We start from the raw sequence: 18059 nt of genomic DNA, 5'->3' as shown, positions 1-18059 counted from the left end.
TTCATCTCAACAGCGGGACACGGCCTCCAGGAGGCGGTCGATCTCGTCTTCCGTGTTGAAGACATGGGGTGAGACGCGCACCACCTCCGAGAGGCCACGCGCCGCGAAATCGACGGGCGTGTAGAAGGCGCCGATCGTGGTTACCACGATGCCCTGTCGCGCGAGGGCTTCGCACACCTCAATCGACGGGCGGGCGGCATGCGTGAAGGTAACCAATCCCGCCTGTTGGATGCCGGTATCCCGAACACTGATATTCGGCAGTGCGCCAAGGCCCATGCGGAGACGTTTGCCCAAGGTCTGGATGCGCTCGTGAATACAGGCCGGCCCAGCCGACACATGCTCACGCAGGGCCGTGCATAAGCCGAGCCGCACGGCCGTCGACAGGCCGGCGCGCTCGAAACCGGCTGCGCCCTCGCGCGGAACCGGGCCCTTTTCCGCGAGCCTGGCCGAGAAATAATCGACGAGCAATGGCGGATGCCGGTCGGCGAACGACGCCCGGACATAGAGCAGCCCGCTGCCCTGAGGACCGCGCAGCCATTTGCGGCCCGGTACCGTGAGGACGTCACAGCCCAGATCGGCCACCTCGGCGGGGAGCTGCCCAACGCCCTGCGCGCCATCGAGCAGGAAGGGGATGCCCGCCTCCCGCGCGATGCGGCCGATGCCGGCCGCCGGCTGCACCGCACCATTGCCCGAGGCGACCCACGTGATGGCGATGAGCTTGACCCGTTCATCCATCCGGGCGGCCAGCGCCTCAAGGGAGACCGTGCCTTGCGGATCGTTCGGTATTGTTTCGACATGGCTGCCCGTGCGCGCCGCCAGATGGAGAAGCGCCGCGTAATTGCCGCCCCATTCCGAATTGCCGGTGAGAATGACGTCACCCGGGCCAAGGCGGATGGCGGCCAAAGCTGAATGCCAGCCCTGCGTGTTGCTGGTGGTGAAAACGACGTCGGCAGGCGCGCAGCCGAAGAGCGTGGCGGCGTCCTTGATGCCTGCGGCGAGACGATCCTCAACCCGGGCCGCCGCACGCTGGACGCCGAGCTCGGCTTCGGAGCGCGCATGGTCAGTGATCGCATCGACGACATTGCGCGGCATCAAGGATGAGGAAGCGTTGTTCAGATAGACCGCGTTGGCGGTGCCGAGCGTTTGGGCACGGAGCGCCGCGATATCGAGGGATGGGCTGGTGTGCTGATGCATGCCCGTATCCTGTCAGGCCGTGGCAGACCCGCCAAATGAAAACAGGCAAAGAAAAAGGGCCCCGAAGGACCCTTGATCATGTCGGAGATGCGACGCGATCAGCTGTTGCGGCCCTTGCGGCGCAGGCGGACCACGACGTCGACACGGGCGATTTCCATGCCTTCAGGCGCCTCTGGCAGGCCATCGAGCATAATATGAGCGCCGGGAATGTCCATCAGCTGATTCTCGCCCTCCACCAGGAAATGGTGGTGGTCGGACACGTTGGTGTCGAAATAGGTCTTCGCACCATCGACCGCGACCTCGCGCAGGAGGCCCGCTTCGGTGAATTGATGAAGCGTGTTGTAAACGGTTGCGAGCGAGACCGGCACGCGCGCGCGCATGGCCTCTTCATGCAGGATTTCCGCCGTCACATGACGGTCGCCCTTGGCATACAGCAGGCGGCCCAGCGCGATGCGCTGACGCGTCGGACGCAGGCTGACGCTGCGCAGAAGCCCGCCCACATCACGCGCCACGCAAGCGCTCGGCCGAAGGCCGCAATCCAAAGGCTGCATTGCAGGAGAAGTCGCACCGGCAAGTGCCGTCTTTTCGGCCATCAATCCCATTCCGTCAGTGGCGAAGTTAGGACGATCGCCCCCGCGGGCAGTCCTCATTTGTCACAATATCAAAAAGATGATGGTTCCCGCAACCCTTAGCTGGCTGCAGGCTTTACGCCGCCGAGATCCTCCCACTCGATGACGCGGGCGTCTGCCCCCAAATGGTAGACAAGAGGGGCGCCCGTCTGCAGCTGGCGCTCGACGATGGTGTCCGGATCGTGATTCTCCAGCACCATAATCAGAGCCCGCAGCGAATTGCCATGCGCCGAGACGATGACGCGCTTGCCGCTGAGAACCTCGGGCAGGATGTTCTGCACATAATAGGTCAGCGCACGGGCCAGCGTGTCGCGCAGGCTTTCGCCGCCGGGAGGGGCCACGGCATAGGAGCGACGCCAGGTGTGGACCTGGTTGATGCCGAACCGCGCGGCCGCATCATCCTTGTTGAGGCCGACGAGATCGCCGTAATCGCGCTCGTTCAAGGCACGATCCTTGATGACCGGCAGATCATGCTGGCCGATTTCACCCAGAATGAGATCCAGCGTGCGATAGGCCCGGATCAGCGTCGAAGTGAAGGCCATGTCGAATTCGAGGCCGGCGGCCTTGAGCTTGCGACCGGCTTCCTGCGCTTCATGAACGCCCCGTTCCGTCAGGTTCACATCCCGCCAGCCGGTGAAGAGGTTCTTCAGGTTCCATTCGCTCTGGCCGTGCCGGACGAGGACGAGGGTGCGCTCCATGGATATTCACCTCAAAGATCAGCAAGACCGAGAACATCGGCCATCGTGTAATGGCCGGGAGATTTACCACGCCCCCACAGCGCGGCACGAACGGCGCCGCGCGCAAAGATGGCACGATCGCCGGCGGCATGGGACAGGGAGATACGCTCCCCCTCGCCCGCCAGTATAACGGAATGCTCGCCGATGACGGAGCCGCCGCGCAGGGTCGCAAAGCCGATGGTTCCCTCAGGCCGCGGACCGGTGTGGCCGTCGCGGCTGCGCACCGAGGCCTCGGACAGGACGACATCGCGACCTTCCGCCGCCGCCTCGCCGAGCAGGAGCGCGGTTCCCGAAGGGGCGTCTACCTTGTGGCGATGGTGCATTTCGAGAATCTCGATGTCGAAGTCCGGCAGCGCCGCCGCAGCCTTCCGCACAAGGGCCGCCAGCAAGTTGACGCCGAGGCTCATATTACCGGAACGCACGACTATGGCATGACGGGCCGCCGCATCCACGCGGGCGATGTCGTCTTCGCTCATGCCCGTGGTGCCGATGACGTGGACGATGCGCGCCTGCGCGGCGAGGCCGGCAAATTCCAGCGTGGCCGCAGGCGAGGTGAAATCGAGCACGCCATCAGCCGAGGCGAAGAGCGGCAGGGCATCATCGGTGACGGCAATGCCCGCCTCCGGCACGCCTGCGAGCAGGCCCGCATCCTGGCCCAGAGCCGCGCTGCCGGGACGCTCGATGGCGCCGGCCAGCACGCAGCCCTCGGCTTCATGGACCGCCTGGATCAGCGAGCGACCCATGCGGCCCGCAGCACCCACGACGATCAGACGCATATCGCTCATTGCCCTGCCTTCCGCATCCGTCTGTGCCCCTTATTAGGGCGTTGTTGCCAGAGCGTGAAGGATCAGCCCTCAAGCCCCTCGACGACGACGAATTCCGCTTCGCAGCGACCATCGCGATGGGCCTTCGCCGCCTGATATTCCGGCGAATTCCAGCAATCCAGCGCGGCCTGGAAGCTCGGGAACTCGATGATCACGTTGCGATCGCGCGCTTCACCCTGCACCGCTTCGAACGTGCCGCCGCGAGCGAGGTATTTGCCGCCGAATTTGGCAACCACCGCCGGGCCCTGCGCCGCATATTGCTTGTAGCCTTCCGCATCGCTGACGCTGACTCGGCCGATCCAATATCCCTTGGCCATGGCTTCCTCCCTCTGCAAACGCGATTACCCGGTTCTATAGCGCTGATTCGATCTCCGCCACGATGGCTTCCGCCGACGACCGGGGATTCGCCGCTTCCATGATGGGGCGGCCGACGACGAGATAATCGACGCCGGCATGAATGGCCTCGGCCGGGGTGAGCGTGCGCTTCTGATCGCCACGTGCGCTGCCGGCGGGACGGATGCCCGGTGTGACGATGTGCATCGCCGGCCCCGCCACATGGCGCACGAGGTCGGTTTCGGCCGCCGAACAGACGATGCCGTCGATGCCGATGACACGGGCCTGCTCGGCCCGCACGCGCACGAGGTCGCGCACGGCGAAGGCATAGCCGGCTTCCGCCGCGTCGTGATCGTCGTAGGACGTCAGTGCCGTGACGGCGAGGAGCTGGAGCGGACTGTCGCCCCGTCCCTCGACCGCCGCGCGCATGGTCTGCGGATAAGCGTGGACCGTGACGAAGGTCGCGCCGATGCCGACGAGGCTTGCAATGCCGCGCTCCACCGTATTGCCGATGTCGTGGAGCTTGAAGTCGAGAAAGACCTTCTTTCCAGCCCCGACCAGACGCTCGGCCAGGTCCAGACCGCCCATGAAGCCAAGCTCATAGCCGATCTTGTAGAACGTGACGCTTTCGCCGAGGGCTTCGACGGCCGCCTTGGCATGGGCCAGATCCGTGTCGAGCGCCACGATCAGCCGGTCGCGGGCATTGTGCGGCGCGCTCATATCCATCTCATATCGTAAAGGCAGGTCAGGAATCGGCGGAGCGGCGATAGGTCCACACGCGTGCCGGGGGAATGTTGCGCCAGATGACCCGGCTGCCGCGCGCCGTGACATTGGGAGCGGCGAAGAGCGGAACGGGCGGCGCGACCATATAGGTGAACTGGCTGAAGGGCGCCCCGGGAACCGTCAGGCTGAGGCATTCTTCGAGGAGACGAGCGCGGTAGGGCACCGGCTTGGTCAGGAGCGGCAGGCTGGACACCACGCCGGCCAGAGGTTCATCGACAATTCCAGCCAGGACGTTGCGGACGTCATAGGCATCGCCCTGAATGACCGTCGCCTTCGGAAAGCGCTCGCGCAGCAGAGCGACGAAGGCCACATTGTATTCGACAAGAACGAGACGCTCCTCCGGAACGCCGCGCTCGATCAGCGCCTGGGTGACCGGCCCCGTGCCCGGACCCAGTTCGAGAATGGGCCCTGGGAGAGCCGGATCCATCGGCCGGGCCATCATGCGGGCCAGAGCGCGGCCGGACGGAGTGACCGATCCGATGATCAACGGCTTTTCGATCCAGGACCGGATGAAGCGCGCCTCGTCACCGAGGTTCGGCTTCTTACGTCGTCCGGGAACTAGTGGGGCGGACTGAACCATCGATCGTGTGCACTCGCATGTCGTTCGGCAGGGCGATCCTGAGAGCGGTCCGCCGTGTCATTCTTAATCAGGCGCTTCCGAACAGATCCTTCACGCGGGCAAAGAAGCCGTCGGATTCCGGATGGTTGACCTTCGATGAGGCGCCCCGGAACTCTTCCAGCAATTCGCGCTGACGCTTCGTGAGGTTCTTTGGAATCTCCACGTCAATTTGTATATAAAGATCGCCCAATTCGCGAGAGCGCAAGACGGGCATTCCCTTGCCTTTCAACCGGAACTGCTTTCCGGACTGGGTGCCCTCGCCGATCTTGAGCTTGGTGCTGCCGCCGTCGATGGTGGGAACTTCCACTTCACCGCCCAGCGCCGCGTCGGCCATGGCTACCGGAACGCGGCAATACAGGTCCGCGCCCTCACGCTCGAAAAAGGGATGGGGCTGCAGCGACAGGAAAATATAGAGATCTCCGGCCGGGCCACCGCGAAGACCGGCCTCGCCCTCTCCGGACAGGCGGATGCGGGTACCCTCCTCCACGCCCGGCGGAACATTGACCTGGAGAGTGCGCTCGCGCGTGACACGACCCGCGCCGTGGCAGCTCTCGCACGGATCGTCGATCACCTCGCCCCGGCCGTGGCAATTGGGGCAGGTGTGCTCCATGAGGAACAGGCCCTGCGTGGCGCGCACCCGGCCGGAGCCGCCGCAGGTGGGGCAGGCGCGCGGCTTCGAGCTGGCCTTGGCGCCGGAACCGCCGCAAGCTTCGCAGGTCACAGGAGTCGGAATGCGGATCTGCGCTGTCTTGCCCTGATAGGCATCCTCCAGCGAGATTTCCATGTTGTAGCGCAGATCGGAGCCGCGCTCGCGGCCGGACGACTGACGGCCACGCCCGCCGCCCATCATGTCGCCGAACATGCTCTCGAAGATGTCGGACATGGACGAGAAGCCCGCACCGCCGAAGCCCGGGCCGCCTCCGCCACCGTTCTCGAAGGCGGAATGGCCGAAGCGGTCGTAAGCCGCCCGCTTCTGCGGATCCTTCAACGCCTCATACGCCGCGTTGATTTCCTTGAATCGCGCCTCGGCCGCAGGGTCGCCGGGGTTGCGGTCGGGATGGCATTCCATCGCCAGCTTGCGGAACGCCGATTTCAGCTCGCCGTCCTTGGCCGTGCGTGTGACGCCGAGTGTTTCGTAGAAGCAGCGTGTCGCCATAGCCTAAACGTCACCGGATAAAGAGAAGGCCCCGGCGGGGAGCGTGCGAACACGCTCGCCAGACGGGGCCGAAAAAAGGAGCCCCTTCAAACATCCCAGGGGACGCTTTTCGGGGAAGGGGCTCATCGTGCCTCCGAAGCCGATCAGGCCGACTTCTTGTCGTCGTTGACTTCCTCGAAGTCGGCGTCAACCACGTCTTCATCGGTCTTGCTCTCCGACGAGGCGCCCTCGCCACCTTCGGAGCTCTGATTGTAGACGGCTTCACCGATCTTCATGGCCGCCTGAGCGAGAGTCGCGGTCTTGGCCTGGATGCCTTCGACATCCTCGGTGCCGAGAACCTCACGCAGCTCCGAGATGGCGGCTTCCACCGCAGCCTTGTCGCCGGCGGGGGCCTTATCACCAAGATCGGCAATCGACTTCTCGGTCGAATGGATCAGGCTTTCGCCCTGGTTGCGTGCTTCGACGAGCTGACGGCGCTTCTTGTCGGCTTCGGCATTGGCCTCGGCGTCCTTCACCATCTTCTCGATGTCGGCATCAGACAGTCCGCCCGAGGCCTGGATGCGGATCTGCTGCTCCTTGCCCGTGCCCTTGTCCTTGGCCGACACGTTGACGATGCCGTTGGCGTCGATGTCGAACGTGACCTCGATCTGCGGCATGCCGCGCGGCGCCGGCGGGATACCGACGAGATCGAACTGACCGAGGACCTTGTTGTCGGCCGCCATCTCGCGCTCGCCCTGGAACACCCGGATCGTCACGGCGTTCTGGTTGTCCTCAGCGGTCGAGAAGGTCTGCGACTTCTTGGTCGGGATGGTGGTGTTGCGATCGATCAGACGGGTGAACACGCCACCCAAAGTCTCGATGCCAAGCGACAGCGGCGTCACGTCGAGGAGCAGCACGTCCTTGACGTCACCCTGCAGCACGCCCGCCTGGACCGCCGCGCCAATGGCCACGACCTCGTCCGGATTGACGCCCTTGTGGGGCTCCTTGCCGAAGAACTGCTTCACGACTTCCTGGACCTTCGGCATACGGATCATGCCGCCGACCAGGACCACTTCATCGACATCGGACGCCGACAGGCCGGCATCCTTGAGCGCCTTGCGGCACGGCTCGATCGTGCGCTGGACGAGATCGTCAACCAGAGCCTCGAACTTGGCGCGCGTCAGCTTCAGCGTGAGATGCTTCGGACCCGAGGCATCGGCCGTGATGAAGGGCAGATTGATCTCGGTCTGCTGGGCGGACGACAGCTCGATCTTGGCCTTTTCGGCCGCCTCCTTCAGGCGCTGAAGGGCGAGCTTGTCGCTGCGCAGGTCGATGCCCTGCTCCTTCTTGAACTCGTCCGCGAGATAGCTCACGAGACGGTTGTCGAAGTCTTCGCCGCCGAGGAAGGTGTCGCCGTTCGTCGACTTCACCTCGAACACACCATCGCCGATTTCGAGGATCGACACGTCGAACGTGCCGCCGCCGAGATCGTAGACCGCGATGACGCCGTTGTTCTTCTTGTCGAGGCCATAGGCGAGAGCAGCGGCCGTCGGCTCGTTGATGATGCGCAGGACCTCAAGGCCCGCGATCTTGCCGGCATCCTTGGTGGCCTGACGCTGGGCGTCGTTGAAATAGGCCGGAACCGTGATGACCGCCTGCGTGACCGGCTGGCCGAGATGGGATTCCGCCGTTTCCTTCATTTTTTGCAGGGTGAAGGCGGAAACCTGAGCCGGCGAATATTTCTTGCCGTCAACCTCGACCCAGGCATCGCCATTGTCGCCACGCACGATGGGGAACGGCGACAGGCCCTTGGCCTTGACGACCTCGGCATCGTCGAAACGGCGGCCGATGAGACGCTTCACGGCGAAGATGGTGCGGGCCGGATTCGTTACCGCCTGGCGCTTGGCCGGCTGGCCGACGAGGCGCTCGCCATCGTCGGTAAAGGCAACGATCGACGGCGTGGTGCGCGCGCCCTCGGCGTTCTCGATGACTTTGGGCGTCGAGCCGTCCATGACAGCGACGCAGGAATTCGTTGTTCCGAGGTCGATTCCGATGACCTTCGCCATTTTCTCAAACTTCCCTTCTTTGCAGCGAAACCGAGCGGGCCCCGAAGCAGCCCGTTTTCCGAGGGCCGTCCCGCTCCATGAACGGGCGGCCGGTCCCCTTAGGAATTCCACGCCTGACGCGTGGTGATGGCGGTCATATAGTGAGGAGGTTTTGGCGCGCAAGACGCAAAATGCGCTCGGCGAAATGTGCGCGCCGGGCGCAAACACGCGACGGAGACCGCCGGCGCGCACGCGACCGGCGGATGTGCCCGACGTCGTCGTTCAGGCGTCTTCTTCGATGCTTTCGAGCACGCGGGTCAGGATGAGACGGACCTTGGCGCGCGCGTGCTCCTTCAGCTCGATCTCGGAATGCGACCCGCTGATCTGGAGCGGAAACTTCATGTTGAGGACGCTCGGTCCCTTGCCCGTATCGCATGCGATGCAGACCGATGCCGTGTTGTCGACAAGATCGACCTGCAGGTTCTTCATCAGATAATGGCTCATGGCATTCCCTTCGGGCATCGATGCGTGCCCTTCCCACAAAGAGTAATCTAGGCTGCATCGCAAGTTGGGGAAAGTCCGCAGCAATGTCTTCTCGCATCACGGTTTTTCCGGGAGCCGTCCATCTGCCGGGCTATCTGGACAGGCCAAGCCAGGAAAAACTGGCCGATATTCTGCGGCAGGCCCTCGGCGATGCACCCTTGTTCCAGCCCCGGATGCCGCGTACGGGCAAACCTTTCTCGGTGCGGATGAGCAATCTCGGCCCGTTGGGCTGGGTGTCGGACGAGACGGGCTATCGCTACCAAGCGGCGCATCCCGACACAGGCCGGCCCTGGCCTGCCTTGCCCGAGCTTTTGCTCAAGGCGTGGAAAGAACTTTCCGGCTATCCACACCCGCCGCAGGCCTGCCTCGTCAATTGGTACGAGCCGGGCGCGCGCATGGGCCTGCACCAGGACCGTGACGAGGAGGATTTCGCCGCACCGGTCCTGTCGCTCTCGCTGGGAGACAGCGCTGTGTTCAGGATCGGCGGCACGGATCGACGCTCCGCGACGCGCTCCGTGCGGCTCGAAAGCGGCGACGTGTTCATCCTGGGTGGAGAGGCACGGCTTGCCTTCCACGGCATCGACCGCGTGATTGCCGGATCGTCGAGCCTTCTGCCCGCGCCCGGCCGAATCAACCTGACGCTGCGGCGCGTGACGCGGCCGAAAGAGGTGTCTTCCTAGGAGAGATCAGCCCTCGGAAGGCTCAGGAGCGGGCTTCGGTGCGCCCTTGGAGACGCCCACCATGGCCGGCCGCAGGAGGCGCCCGGACAGGGTGAAGCCGGCCTGCACGACCTGGACGACGCTGCCGGACGGCTGTGCCGGATCGGGCACCTCGAACATCGCCTGGTGAAGGTTGGGATCGAACTTCTCGCCGGGCTGGGGTTCGACCCGGACCACGCCGTGCTTGGTGAGAACCGAGGCAAATTCCCGCCCTGTCAGCTCGACGCCTTCGGCGAGGGATTTGAGCGCGGCGTTGTCGGCTTCGTCCGGAACGGCGGAGAGGGCGCGATCCAGATTGTCGACCACCGAGACGAGATCGCGCGCGAACGCGGTCACCGCATACGCGCGGGCGTCGGAAATCTCCTTTTCCGTGCGCTTGCGGAGATTTTCCATCTCGGCGAGCGTGCGGAGCATACGGTCCTTCAGCTCGGAGTTCTCGGCTTCAAGCCTGGCGATATCCTCCGCCGGCTGCGGCGCCGCGTCAGCGGCCTCGCTCTCGGTCGCGGGGATTTCGGGCTTGTCGATATCGTTTGTGTCGCTGGTCATGGCGTGCCGGATATCAGAAAGCCGGCGCTGAAAATCAAGCCGCATTTTGGACGCGGCCGCGCTTTCTGCGGGTTGCCCGCCGGTCCTGGCAGGCTATGAAGGCGGATGCCACGCGAATTGACCCAGCCGCGCACCTTCTCCTCCAGCTCCGGACGTCTGCGCCTCGACACGCTGGTGAAGCTGCGCTGGCTTGCCATTGCGGGCCAGACGATCGCGATCTTTATCGTGTTCGCAGGCTTCGGCGTCCGACTGCCACTCGTTCCCTGCCTCGTCGTCATCGGCCTGTCGGCGGTGCTGAACACCGCTCTGCGGCTGATCTATCCCGTGACGCAGCGGCTCGATCACCGGCGGGCGGTCCTGCTGCTGGGATTCGACATCCTGCAGCTCGCAGCGCTTCTGGCGATGACCGGCGGCCTGGAGAACCCGTTCTCGGTGCTGTTCCTCGCGCCGGTGCTGATCTCAGCCACCAATCTGCCGCCCGCGCTGACCACGCTTCTGGGCCTGCTGGCCTTCGTCTGCTCGAGCCTGCTGGCCTTCTTCCACCTGCCGCTTCCCCTGCCAAACGGCGCGCCAGGGCTGCCGCCGCTCTATGTTGCCGGCGTGTGGGTGGCGCTGGGGCTCGCCCTCGTTTTCATCAGCGCCTATGCGTGGCGTGTGGCAGAAGAAGGCCGGCAATTGTCGGAGGCGCTGGCGGCGACCGAACTGGTGCTGGCGCGCGAGCAGCATGTCTCGGCGCTCGACGGGCTGGCGGCAGCAGCAGCCCACGAACTGGGAACGCCCCTTGCCACGATCCGCCTCGTCGCCCGCGAACTCGAACGGGCCATGCCCGCGGATGGCCCCTATCGCGAGGACGTGATCCTGCTGCGCGAGCAGGTCGACCGCTGCCGCGACATTCTGCAGAAGCTGACGTCGCTTCATGAGGACGAGGCGCCCCACGAGCATATGAGCATCCGCCATCTGATCGAGGACGTGGTGGCGCCGCATCGCGAATTCGGCGTGGAGATCGCGATCAATTCGGCCCGGGGGGACGACGAACCCGTGGGCCGGCGAAACCCCGGTGTGCTTTACGGCCTCGGAAATCTTGTCGAGAACGCCGTCGACTTCGCCCAAAGCCGGGTCTGGATTGATTGCGGCTGGAACGCGGACAATGTGTCGATCACAATCACCGACGACGGGCCCGGCTTCTCACCCGAGGTCTTGGCGCGTCTCGGCGAGCCCTATCTGACCACACGCAGCCGCCGCCCCGAGACCGACATGGAACGGCCCGGCCTCGGCCTCGGCGTCTTCATTGCCAAGACGCTGCTCGAACGATCCGGCGCTTCGATGGGTTTCGAGAACGGCGCACAGGGGGCCATCGTGCGCATCGTCTGGCCTCGCTTCGCGTTCGAGCGGGGCTCCAAACAGATCATAAAGACGTAATTGAGCTCTTCGCCCTTGTGTCTGCGTCACTTTGCACAATAGATGTGCGATTGTGACGTGAAGGTGTAGATAGAATGATGGTCGAGGAAAGCGCCGCTTCACCCGGCAATCTGTCGCTTCTCATTGTTGATGACGACAAGGCCTTTGTACAAAGGCTGGCTCGGGCGATGGAAAGCCGCGGATACAATGTGGCCGTGGCGGAAAGTGTACGCGACGGCTTGCAGCAGGTGGAACAGCACTGCCCTGGATATGCCGTGGTGGACATGCGGCTGGGCGACGGCAACGGGCTCGACGTGATCTCCGCTCTCAAGCAGCGGCGGCCCGACGCGCGCGGCATCGTGCTGACGGGATACGGCAATATCGCGACGGCCGTGACGGCGGTGAAGCTGGGCGCCATCGATTATCTGGCGAAACCGGCCGATGCCGACGAGATCCATGCGGCCCTGATGGCGCTGCCGGACCACAAGCCGACACCGCCCGAGAACCCGATGTCCGCCGACCGGGTGCGCTGGGAACACATCCAGCGTGTCTATGAATTGTGCGGGCGTAACGTCTCCGAGACTGCTCGTCGCCTGAACATGCACCGTCGTACCCTGCAACGCATCCTCGCCAAGCGCGCTCCGCGCTGAGGTTCAGACGTCAACGACCTCCGGGTCGCACAGGCGATGCAGCCGCAGGGCTGTGGTGTGGGCGAGATGAAGAGCGAGTTGGCGGCGTGTGGCGGCCGGCACGGGATGCTCCTGCGCCTCGCGGACGACCTGCCCCTCATACCGGTCGGCGAGGATGAGACCAGCGTCTTCCGGCAGCACGTCCGCAGGAAACCGGCAATCGACGGCGAAATAGAGCCGGTCGCAATGCGCGCGATAGTCCTGCCATTTCCGATCGGAATGGAAGTCCGCCAGGCAGGACTTTATCTCGACAATCCAGATCCGCCCTTTCGGGCAGAAGGCCACGAGGTCCGCACGGCGGCCTGAAGCAAGCGGGACTTCCGGCACGCAGGCGAGACCCAGCGAGCGCATCAGGCGCATCGTGCCGCGCGCGATATCGCTCGCCGCGAGGGATTGCCGGCCATCCGGCCGCAACCGCCGCTCGGGAGCAAAGGCCGACAGGATCACGTTTTGTTCCATCAGCGCACAAGACGCCGGCCGATCCCGGTGCGCAAGAGATTTCTGAGCGGGAGCCGGAAATGGGCCCGGCTCCCGCCCACATTCAGTGGGCGCCGTGCGCGTTTTTGCCGGCGCGATAGCCGACATCCTCGACGGCGAATTCGACGTCCATACGACCGGCCTTCTCGAAGACCAGAACCGCCGGCACGTCCGTTCCCTGAGCCAGGCCCTCCTTCAGGCCCATCAGCATGAGGTGATAGCCGCCCGGTTCGAGGACAACGCTTCCACCGGCGGGCACGGAGACGCCCTCAGGGATCGGCCGCATCTTCGCAACTCCGTCCACCTCGGTGGATTGGTGGATCTCGACTTTGGCCGCGGCCGATGTTTCGACTGCGATCAGACGATCGTCGCTGGTGCCGGAATTGCGGATGCTGAGATAGCCCACGCCGACCTTGGCGTCGACCGGCGTCTCGCGCGACCAGGGATGGCTGATCTCCAGATCGCCCTTCTTGAAACCGTGAGCCGAAGCACCGAAGGGTACTGCGAGGATAAACGCGAAAGAGAGCGCAGCGGCAAGCAAGCCCTTGCTGCGGGAAATTGAGGTCATGACATTCTCCAAACTGGTGGATTTTCTGCGGACTTATGCCGCGCTCATCAGAGGGAGAATGCTGGCGGCGCGCGCGCAGCCTGAGGACCGAGGCCGGCGGGCGAGAGTTCAGTTCCCGCCCGTGCACCGAATTGCGGCGTGGCGATGAGGGAAGGTTCGGCCGGGACAAACACCCGAGCCGAAGGAGGGGCTCCGGCCGCTGCCGCCACGCACCCCGACAGACAACAGATCGAATGGCCGGGCAATCCCGTCCCGCCATCATCGCCCTGCCGAGAATCCTCTGCGACGCTTCCGCGACAGATGACATCGAGATGCGGCGCGCCCATTGCCTGCGCCGTGGCGAAGCCGGCGACCATGGGCTGAAGCGACAGAACCCAGGCAAGCAAAAGCCGCGCAAAAAGCGCGGCCAATGGCTGACGGGGGCCGGTTCGATCCATGGCGAATGTTTCACCCTTCGCCATGGATCATTCAAGAGACGCTACAGCTCGTCGTTCTGCGGCCCATGCGCGCGTGCCGGTTTGCGGGCGGGCCGCAGCCGGTTCACCAGCAGGCGGATCGTCACATAGAACACCGGCGTCAGGACGAGGCCGAGGATCGTCACGCCGATCATGCCGAACACCACGGCGGTGCCCAGCGCCTGACGCAGTTCGGAGCCCGCGCCGGTCGCCAGTGCCAGCGGCACCACGCCCAGCGTGAAGGCGAGCGAGGTCATAAGGATCGGCCGCAGACGCAGCCGGCACGCCTCGATGGCCGCGTCCACGGGGGATTTGCCCTCGTCCTCAGCCTGCCGCGCGAACTCCACGATGAGAATGGCGTTTTTCGCGGCAAGGCCGATCAGCACGACGAAGCCGACCTGGGTCAGGATGTTGTTGTCCTGCCCCCGGATGATGACGCCGATGAGCGCCGCCAGGATCGACAGCGGAACGATGAGGATGATGGACAGCGGAAGCGCCCAGCTCTCATATTGCGCGGCCAGAAGGAGGAAGACGAACAGCACCGCGAGCGCGAAGATGCCCGTGGAGCTGCCGGCATTGCGCTCCTGGAAGGCGAGTTCCGTCCATTCGAAGCTGACGCCCGACGGCAAGGTCTTCGCAGCGATCTCTTCCATGATGGTGAGCGCGTCGCTGCTCGCGACGCCCGGCGCTGCGTTACCGCTGATGCCGACTGCCGTGTAGAGGTTGTGACGCGTCACGAGGTAGGGACCGGTCGCGCTTTCGAGCTTGACCAGCGTACCGAGCGGCACGAGTGCGCCGCTTGTCGAACGCACCTTGATGTTGGTGATATCCGAGGCCTGCAGGCGATAGGGCGCATCCGCCTGGATGTTGACCTGGAACGAACGCCCGAACGCGGTGAAGTCGTTGACGTAGGCCGAGCCAATATAGCTTTGCAGAGCGCCGAAGATATTGCCGATCGGCACACCGAGGATCTGCGCCTTCTCGCGATCGACGTCGACGAAGATCTGCGGAGAGCGTGTGTTGAACGTGGTGTAGACGCCCGCCAGACGCGGATCCTGCGCGGCTGCGCCGACCACGCTTTGGGCCGCGGCTTCGAGCGCGCGGATGCCCACATTGCCCCGATCCTGCACCTGCATCTTGAAACCACCGCCCTGACCGAGGCCCTGCACGGACGGCGGCTTGATGACGATGGTGAAGCCTTCCTCGATACCGAACAGGCGCTTCTGCGCCTCTGCGATCACGACGTCGGCGGTCAGGCCATGCTCCAAACGGTTCTCGAAGCTGTCGAAGACGATGAAGCCTGTCGCGGCGTTCGAGGCCGCTGAGAAGGTCGCTCCCGAGAAGCCGGCAATGCCGATAACATGCGCGACGCCAGGGACCTCCTTCAGGATCTCGGTGGCACGGTGCACCACCTGATCGGTACGCTCCAGGGAGGCGCCCTCCGGCAATTGCACGACCGCGATGGCGTAGCTCTGGTCCGTTTCCGGAATGAAGCCCGTCGGCACGCGATCAGACACCCACCATGTGGCTCCGAGGAGGCCGAGGTAGAGCAGGAGGAACAGCGCCTTGTGCCGCACGGAGAAGCCGACGCTGCGGGAATAGCCGTGGGACAACCGGTCAAAATTGCGATTGAAAAGATTGGCAGCCCGCGTGAACAGCCCAGGTTTCTCGGAATGCCGGTGCGGCTTGAGCAGGATCGCTGCGAGAGCCGGCGACAAGGTCAGGGAATTGACCGCGGAAATGATGGTAGCGGTTGCGATGGTCAGCGCGAACTGCTGGTAGAACAGGCCTGAAATACCCGGGATGAACGCGGTGGGAATGAACACCGCGGACAGGACGAGTGCGATGGCGATAACCGCCACACCCACTTCGTCCATGGTGATGTGGGCCGCTTCGCGCGGCGTCTTGCCCTCGGCCAGGTTTCGCTCGACGTTCTCGACCACGACGATGGCGTCGTCGACGACGATGCCGATAGCCAGGATGAGACCGAACAAGGTCAGCATGTTCAGCGAAAAGCCGAACGCGCTCATAACCGCGAAGGTGCCGATCAGCGATACCGGGATCGCGGCAATGGGAATGATGGCCGCGCGCCAGGACTGCAGGAAGATGATGACGACGAGAACGACCAGCGCCACCGCTTCCCAGATCGTATGCGTCACCGCCTCAATGGATGCTTCGACGAACTGAGTGGGATTGTATACGATGTCGTAGGCAAGGCCGGGCGGGAAGCTTTCCTTCAAGCGTTCCATCTCGGCCTGAACGGAAGCCGATGCGGAGACGGCGTTGGACCCTGGGCGCTGCTGGACGGCGATGCCGACGGAATATTGATTGTTGAGGTAGGAGTTCGACGCATATTGCCGTGCGCCATACTCGACGCGCGCGACGTCCTTCAGCCGGATCAGTCGTCCATTGTCGGACTTGATGATGACGTCCTGAAACTGATCCGGGCTGCGGAAGCGGCCGGTCGTCGTCACCGTGACCTGAAACGCAGCCGAACTGGCGCCGGGGGGCGAGCCGAGCGAGCCGCCCGAGACCTGCACGTTCTGTTCCTGAAGCGCCGCCGTCACATCCGTCGCAGCAAGGCCGTACGCGGAAAGCTTCGCCGGGTCGAGCCAGACACGCAGGCTGAGTTCACGCAAGCCGAACAGCTGGATATCGCCCACGCCGTCGATGCGCTGAATGACGTCTCGGATGTTCAGATAGGCATAGTTCGAGACATAGAGCTCATCAATGCTCTTGTCCGGCGAGAACAGGTTGATCAGCAGCAGGAAGTCGGACGCCGCCTTGTTGACGTTGACGCCGAGCTGGCGGACCTCCGCCGGCAGTCTCGGCTCAGCCGCGCTGACGCGGTTCTGCACCTGCACCTGGGCGATGTCGATGTTGGTGCCGACCGCGAAGGTGACCGTGATCGACAGTACGCCGTCGCCCGTCGCCTGCGAGGACATGTAGATCATGCCTTCGACGCCGTTGATCTGCTGTTCGATCGGCGCGGCTACGGTTTCGGCGATGGTCTCGGCGCTGGCGCCGGGATAGGTCGCGGTAACGCGCACCGTGGGCGGTGCGATGGTGGGATATTGGGCGATCGGCAGCTGGAACAGCGCCGTTATGCCGATCACCATGAGAATGATGGAGATGACCGACGCGAAGATCGGCCGGTCTACGAAGAAGTGCCCGAAGCGCATGGTATCTGCCTCAGCCGCCGTTTGCCTGAGGACGTGTCAGATCCTGCGGAACATCGAGCTCGGCCGGCTGCGGCACGACCTTCGCTCCGGGACGCGCGCGCATGAGGCCGTTGACGATCACCTGGTCCTCAGCGCCGACACCGTCGCGGATGACGCGGAATTTGCCGAACAATCCACCCAATTGCACCGGGCGCGGCTGAACTGTTCCATCGGCCGTCACCACCATGACGATGCTGCGGGTCTGATCGGCCATGACGGCGTCGCTCGGCAGAAGCAGAGCCTCGTAGGGCGCACCCGTCGCCATCTTGATGCGACCGAATTGGCCGGGGGTGATCAGGCTGTTGGCGTTTGGCAGAACCGCGCGAACGCGCACGGTGCCTGTTGCCTGATCGACCGAATTGTCGAAGAAATCGAGACGGCCCTCGTGCTTGAATTCGGTTTCGTCCGGCAAAGCAAGGAGGACCTGACGGCCCTGCTCTTCACCCTCGGGGTTGGCGATGCGTCGACGCTGGTAGGCAAGATAGCTCTGCTCATCCACGTCAAAATAGAAGTGGATGGGATCGTACTGGACGATCGTCGTCAGAAGAGTGCCGCCGCTGCCCGACGCGATGAGGTTGCCTTCCGTGACCAGCTTGCGACCGACGCGACCAGAGACCGGAGCCCGGATTTCGGTATAACCGAGGTTCAGCTGGGCGCTTTCGATCTCGGCATTGCTGGCGTTCAAATTCGCCTGAGCCTGAAGGAAGCTCTGCTGCCGCTGCTGAAGGGTCTGCTCGGCGATATTGCCGCTCTGGCGCAATTCCTGGGCACGGCGCACTTCAGCAGTCGCAAGATCAAGCACCGTCTTGTTGCCTTCGGCGGCCGCCTGCGCTTGGCGCAAGGTGGCCTCAAAGAGCCGCGGATCGATCTTGAACAGCAGATCGCCGGCCTTCACGTCCTGGCCATCGGTGAAATTGACCGATTGAAGGGCGCCCGCCACCTGAGCCCGCACCTCGACGGAGGCGGCGGCTTCGAAGCGGCCGGGGAATTCCAGCCAGTCGACGACGGTGCGGGCGATCGGCTTCGAAACCGAGACGGGAAGCGCTGGCGGAGCTTCCTGCGCCAAGACCGGCGTTGCAGCCAGGGAACCGATCAGCAGGGCGGCCGTCAGTCGGCCGAAGAACGAGGAATGCATCAGACGCCT

19 protein-coding genes are annotated in these 18059 nt (G+C 64.3%); 3 read left to right on the top strand and 16 right to left on the bottom strand.

Going from position 1 to position 18059, the window contains the following annotated elements:
• Window positions 1-6: 6 nt before the first annotated feature.
• The 10 genes from ACQ6S1_RS10440 to ACQ6S1_RS10395 all read right to left on the bottom strand — a co-directional run bounded on the left by ACQ6S1_RS10440 (window position 7) and on the right by ACQ6S1_RS10395 (window position 8803).
• Entirely contained in the window at window positions 7-1194 is a 1188-nt protein-coding gene (locus tag ACQ6S1_RS10440) for an aminotransferase class V-fold PLP-dependent enzyme (protein WP_445041113.1), read from the bottom strand.
• A gap of 98 nt (window positions 1195-1292) precedes the next feature.
• A complete protein-coding gene (gene irrA / locus ACQ6S1_RS10435) occupies window positions 1293-1745 on the bottom strand; it encodes an iron response transcriptional regulator IrrA (RefSeq protein WP_445041266.1) in 453 nt (150 codons plus the stop codon).
• A gap of 137 nt (window positions 1746-1882) precedes the next feature.
• Complete coding sequence (locus ACQ6S1_RS10430) at window positions 1883-2521, bottom strand: 2,3-bisphosphoglycerate-dependent phosphoglycerate mutase (RefSeq protein ID WP_445041112.1); 639 nt, start codon at window positions 2519-2521, stop codon at window positions 1883-1885.
• Window positions 2522-2532: 11 nt separating this feature from the next.
• Entirely contained in the window at window positions 2533-3336 is an 804-nt protein-coding gene (gene dapB / locus ACQ6S1_RS10425) for a 4-hydroxy-tetrahydrodipicolinate reductase (protein WP_445041265.1), read from the bottom strand.
• A gap of 71 nt (window positions 3337-3407) precedes the next feature.
• The gene (locus ACQ6S1_RS10420; protein ID WP_445041111.1) at window positions 3408-3701 is read right to left on the bottom strand and encodes a DUF1330 domain-containing protein; all 294 of its coding nucleotides are present in this window, start codon (window positions 3699-3701) and stop codon (window positions 3408-3410) included.
• A gap of 34 nt (window positions 3702-3735) precedes the next feature.
• Entirely contained in the window at window positions 3736-4437 is a 702-nt protein-coding gene (gene pyrF / locus ACQ6S1_RS10415; protein ID WP_445041110.1) for an orotidine-5'-phosphate decarboxylase, read from the bottom strand.
• Between the two features lie 25 nt (window positions 4438-4462).
• Window positions 4463-5080 (bottom strand): class I SAM-dependent methyltransferase, encoded by a 618-nt coding sequence (locus ACQ6S1_RS10410; protein ID WP_445041109.1) that lies wholly within the window; start codon window positions 5078-5080, stop codon window positions 4463-4465.
• Window positions 5081-5147: 67 nt separating this feature from the next.
• Window positions 5148-6275 carry a molecular chaperone DnaJ gene (gene dnaJ, locus ACQ6S1_RS10405; protein WP_445041108.1) on the bottom strand — a complete coding sequence of 376 codons (1128 nt, stop codon included), beginning with the start codon at window positions 6273-6275 and terminating at the stop codon, window positions 5148-5150.
• A gap of 143 nt (window positions 6276-6418) precedes the next feature.
• Entirely contained in the window at window positions 6419-8320 is a 1902-nt protein-coding gene (gene dnaK / locus ACQ6S1_RS10400; protein WP_445041107.1) for a molecular chaperone DnaK, read from the bottom strand.
• A 261-nt stretch (window positions 8321-8581) separates the two neighbouring features.
• The gene (locus tag ACQ6S1_RS10395) at window positions 8582-8803 is read right to left on the bottom strand and encodes a hypothetical protein (protein ID WP_445041106.1); all 222 of its coding nucleotides are present in this window, start codon (window positions 8801-8803) and stop codon (window positions 8582-8584) included.
• A gap of 83 nt (window positions 8804-8886) precedes the next feature.
• Between ACQ6S1_RS10395 and ACQ6S1_RS10390 the strand changes: the two genes are divergently transcribed.
• Window positions 8887-9522: an alpha-ketoglutarate-dependent dioxygenase AlkB gene (locus ACQ6S1_RS10390; protein ID WP_445041105.1), complete on the top strand. Its 636-nt coding sequence runs from the start codon at window positions 8887-8889 to the stop codon at window positions 9520-9522.
• A 6-nt stretch (window positions 9523-9528) separates the two neighbouring features.
• Here the strand turns inward: ACQ6S1_RS10390 and grpE are convergent, their stop codons facing one another.
• Window positions 9529-10107 (bottom strand): nucleotide exchange factor GrpE, encoded by a 579-nt coding sequence (gene grpE / locus ACQ6S1_RS10385; protein WP_445041104.1) that lies wholly within the window; start codon window positions 10105-10107, stop codon window positions 9529-9531.
• 105 nt (window positions 10108-10212) lie between these two features.
• Between grpE and ACQ6S1_RS10380 the strand changes: the two genes are divergently transcribed.
• Both ACQ6S1_RS10380 and ACQ6S1_RS10375 read left to right on the top strand, forming a co-directional pair.
• A complete protein-coding gene (locus tag ACQ6S1_RS10380) occupies window positions 10213-11526 on the top strand; it encodes an ActS/PrrB/RegB family redox-sensitive histidine kinase (protein WP_445041103.1) in 1314 nt (437 codons plus the stop codon).
• Window positions 11527-11600: 74 nt separating this feature from the next.
• Window positions 11601-12155 carry an ActR/PrrA/RegA family redox response regulator transcription factor gene (locus ACQ6S1_RS10375; protein WP_445041102.1) on the top strand — a complete coding sequence of 185 codons (555 nt, stop codon included), beginning with the start codon at window positions 11601-11603 and terminating at the stop codon, window positions 12153-12155.
• 3 nt (window positions 12156-12158) lie between these two features.
• On the opposite strand, the gene ACQ6S1_RS10370 is transcribed toward ACQ6S1_RS10375, so the two are convergent.
• The 5 genes from ACQ6S1_RS10370 to ACQ6S1_RS10350 form a co-directional block, all read right to left on the bottom strand.
• Complete coding sequence (locus ACQ6S1_RS10370) at window positions 12159-12653, bottom strand: MmcB family DNA repair protein (RefSeq protein WP_445041101.1); 495 nt, start codon at window positions 12651-12653, stop codon at window positions 12159-12161.
• Window positions 12654-12735: 82 nt separating this feature from the next.
• Entirely contained in the window at window positions 12736-13239 is a 504-nt protein-coding gene (locus ACQ6S1_RS10365) for a copper chaperone PCu(A)C (RefSeq protein ID WP_445041100.1), read from the bottom strand.
• 47 nt (window positions 13240-13286) lie between these two features.
• Complete coding sequence (locus tag ACQ6S1_RS10360) at window positions 13287-13700, bottom strand: hypothetical protein (protein ID WP_445041099.1); 414 nt, start codon at window positions 13698-13700, stop codon at window positions 13287-13289.
• Between the two features lie 17 nt (window positions 13701-13717).
• Window positions 13718-16876, bottom strand: a complete 3159-nt coding sequence (locus ACQ6S1_RS10355) for an efflux RND transporter permease subunit (RefSeq protein WP_445041098.1) — start codon at window positions 16874-16876, stop codon at window positions 13718-13720.
• Between the two features lie 10 nt (window positions 16877-16886).
• Entirely contained in the window at window positions 16887-18050 is a 1164-nt protein-coding gene (locus ACQ6S1_RS10350; protein ID WP_445041097.1) for an efflux RND transporter periplasmic adaptor subunit, read from the bottom strand.
• Window positions 18051-18059 lie beyond the last annotated feature (9 nt).

It is taken from the genome of Terrihabitans aquatilis (assembly GCF_052542005.1).
This window is presented reverse-complemented; position numbering and strand designations above follow the sequence as displayed.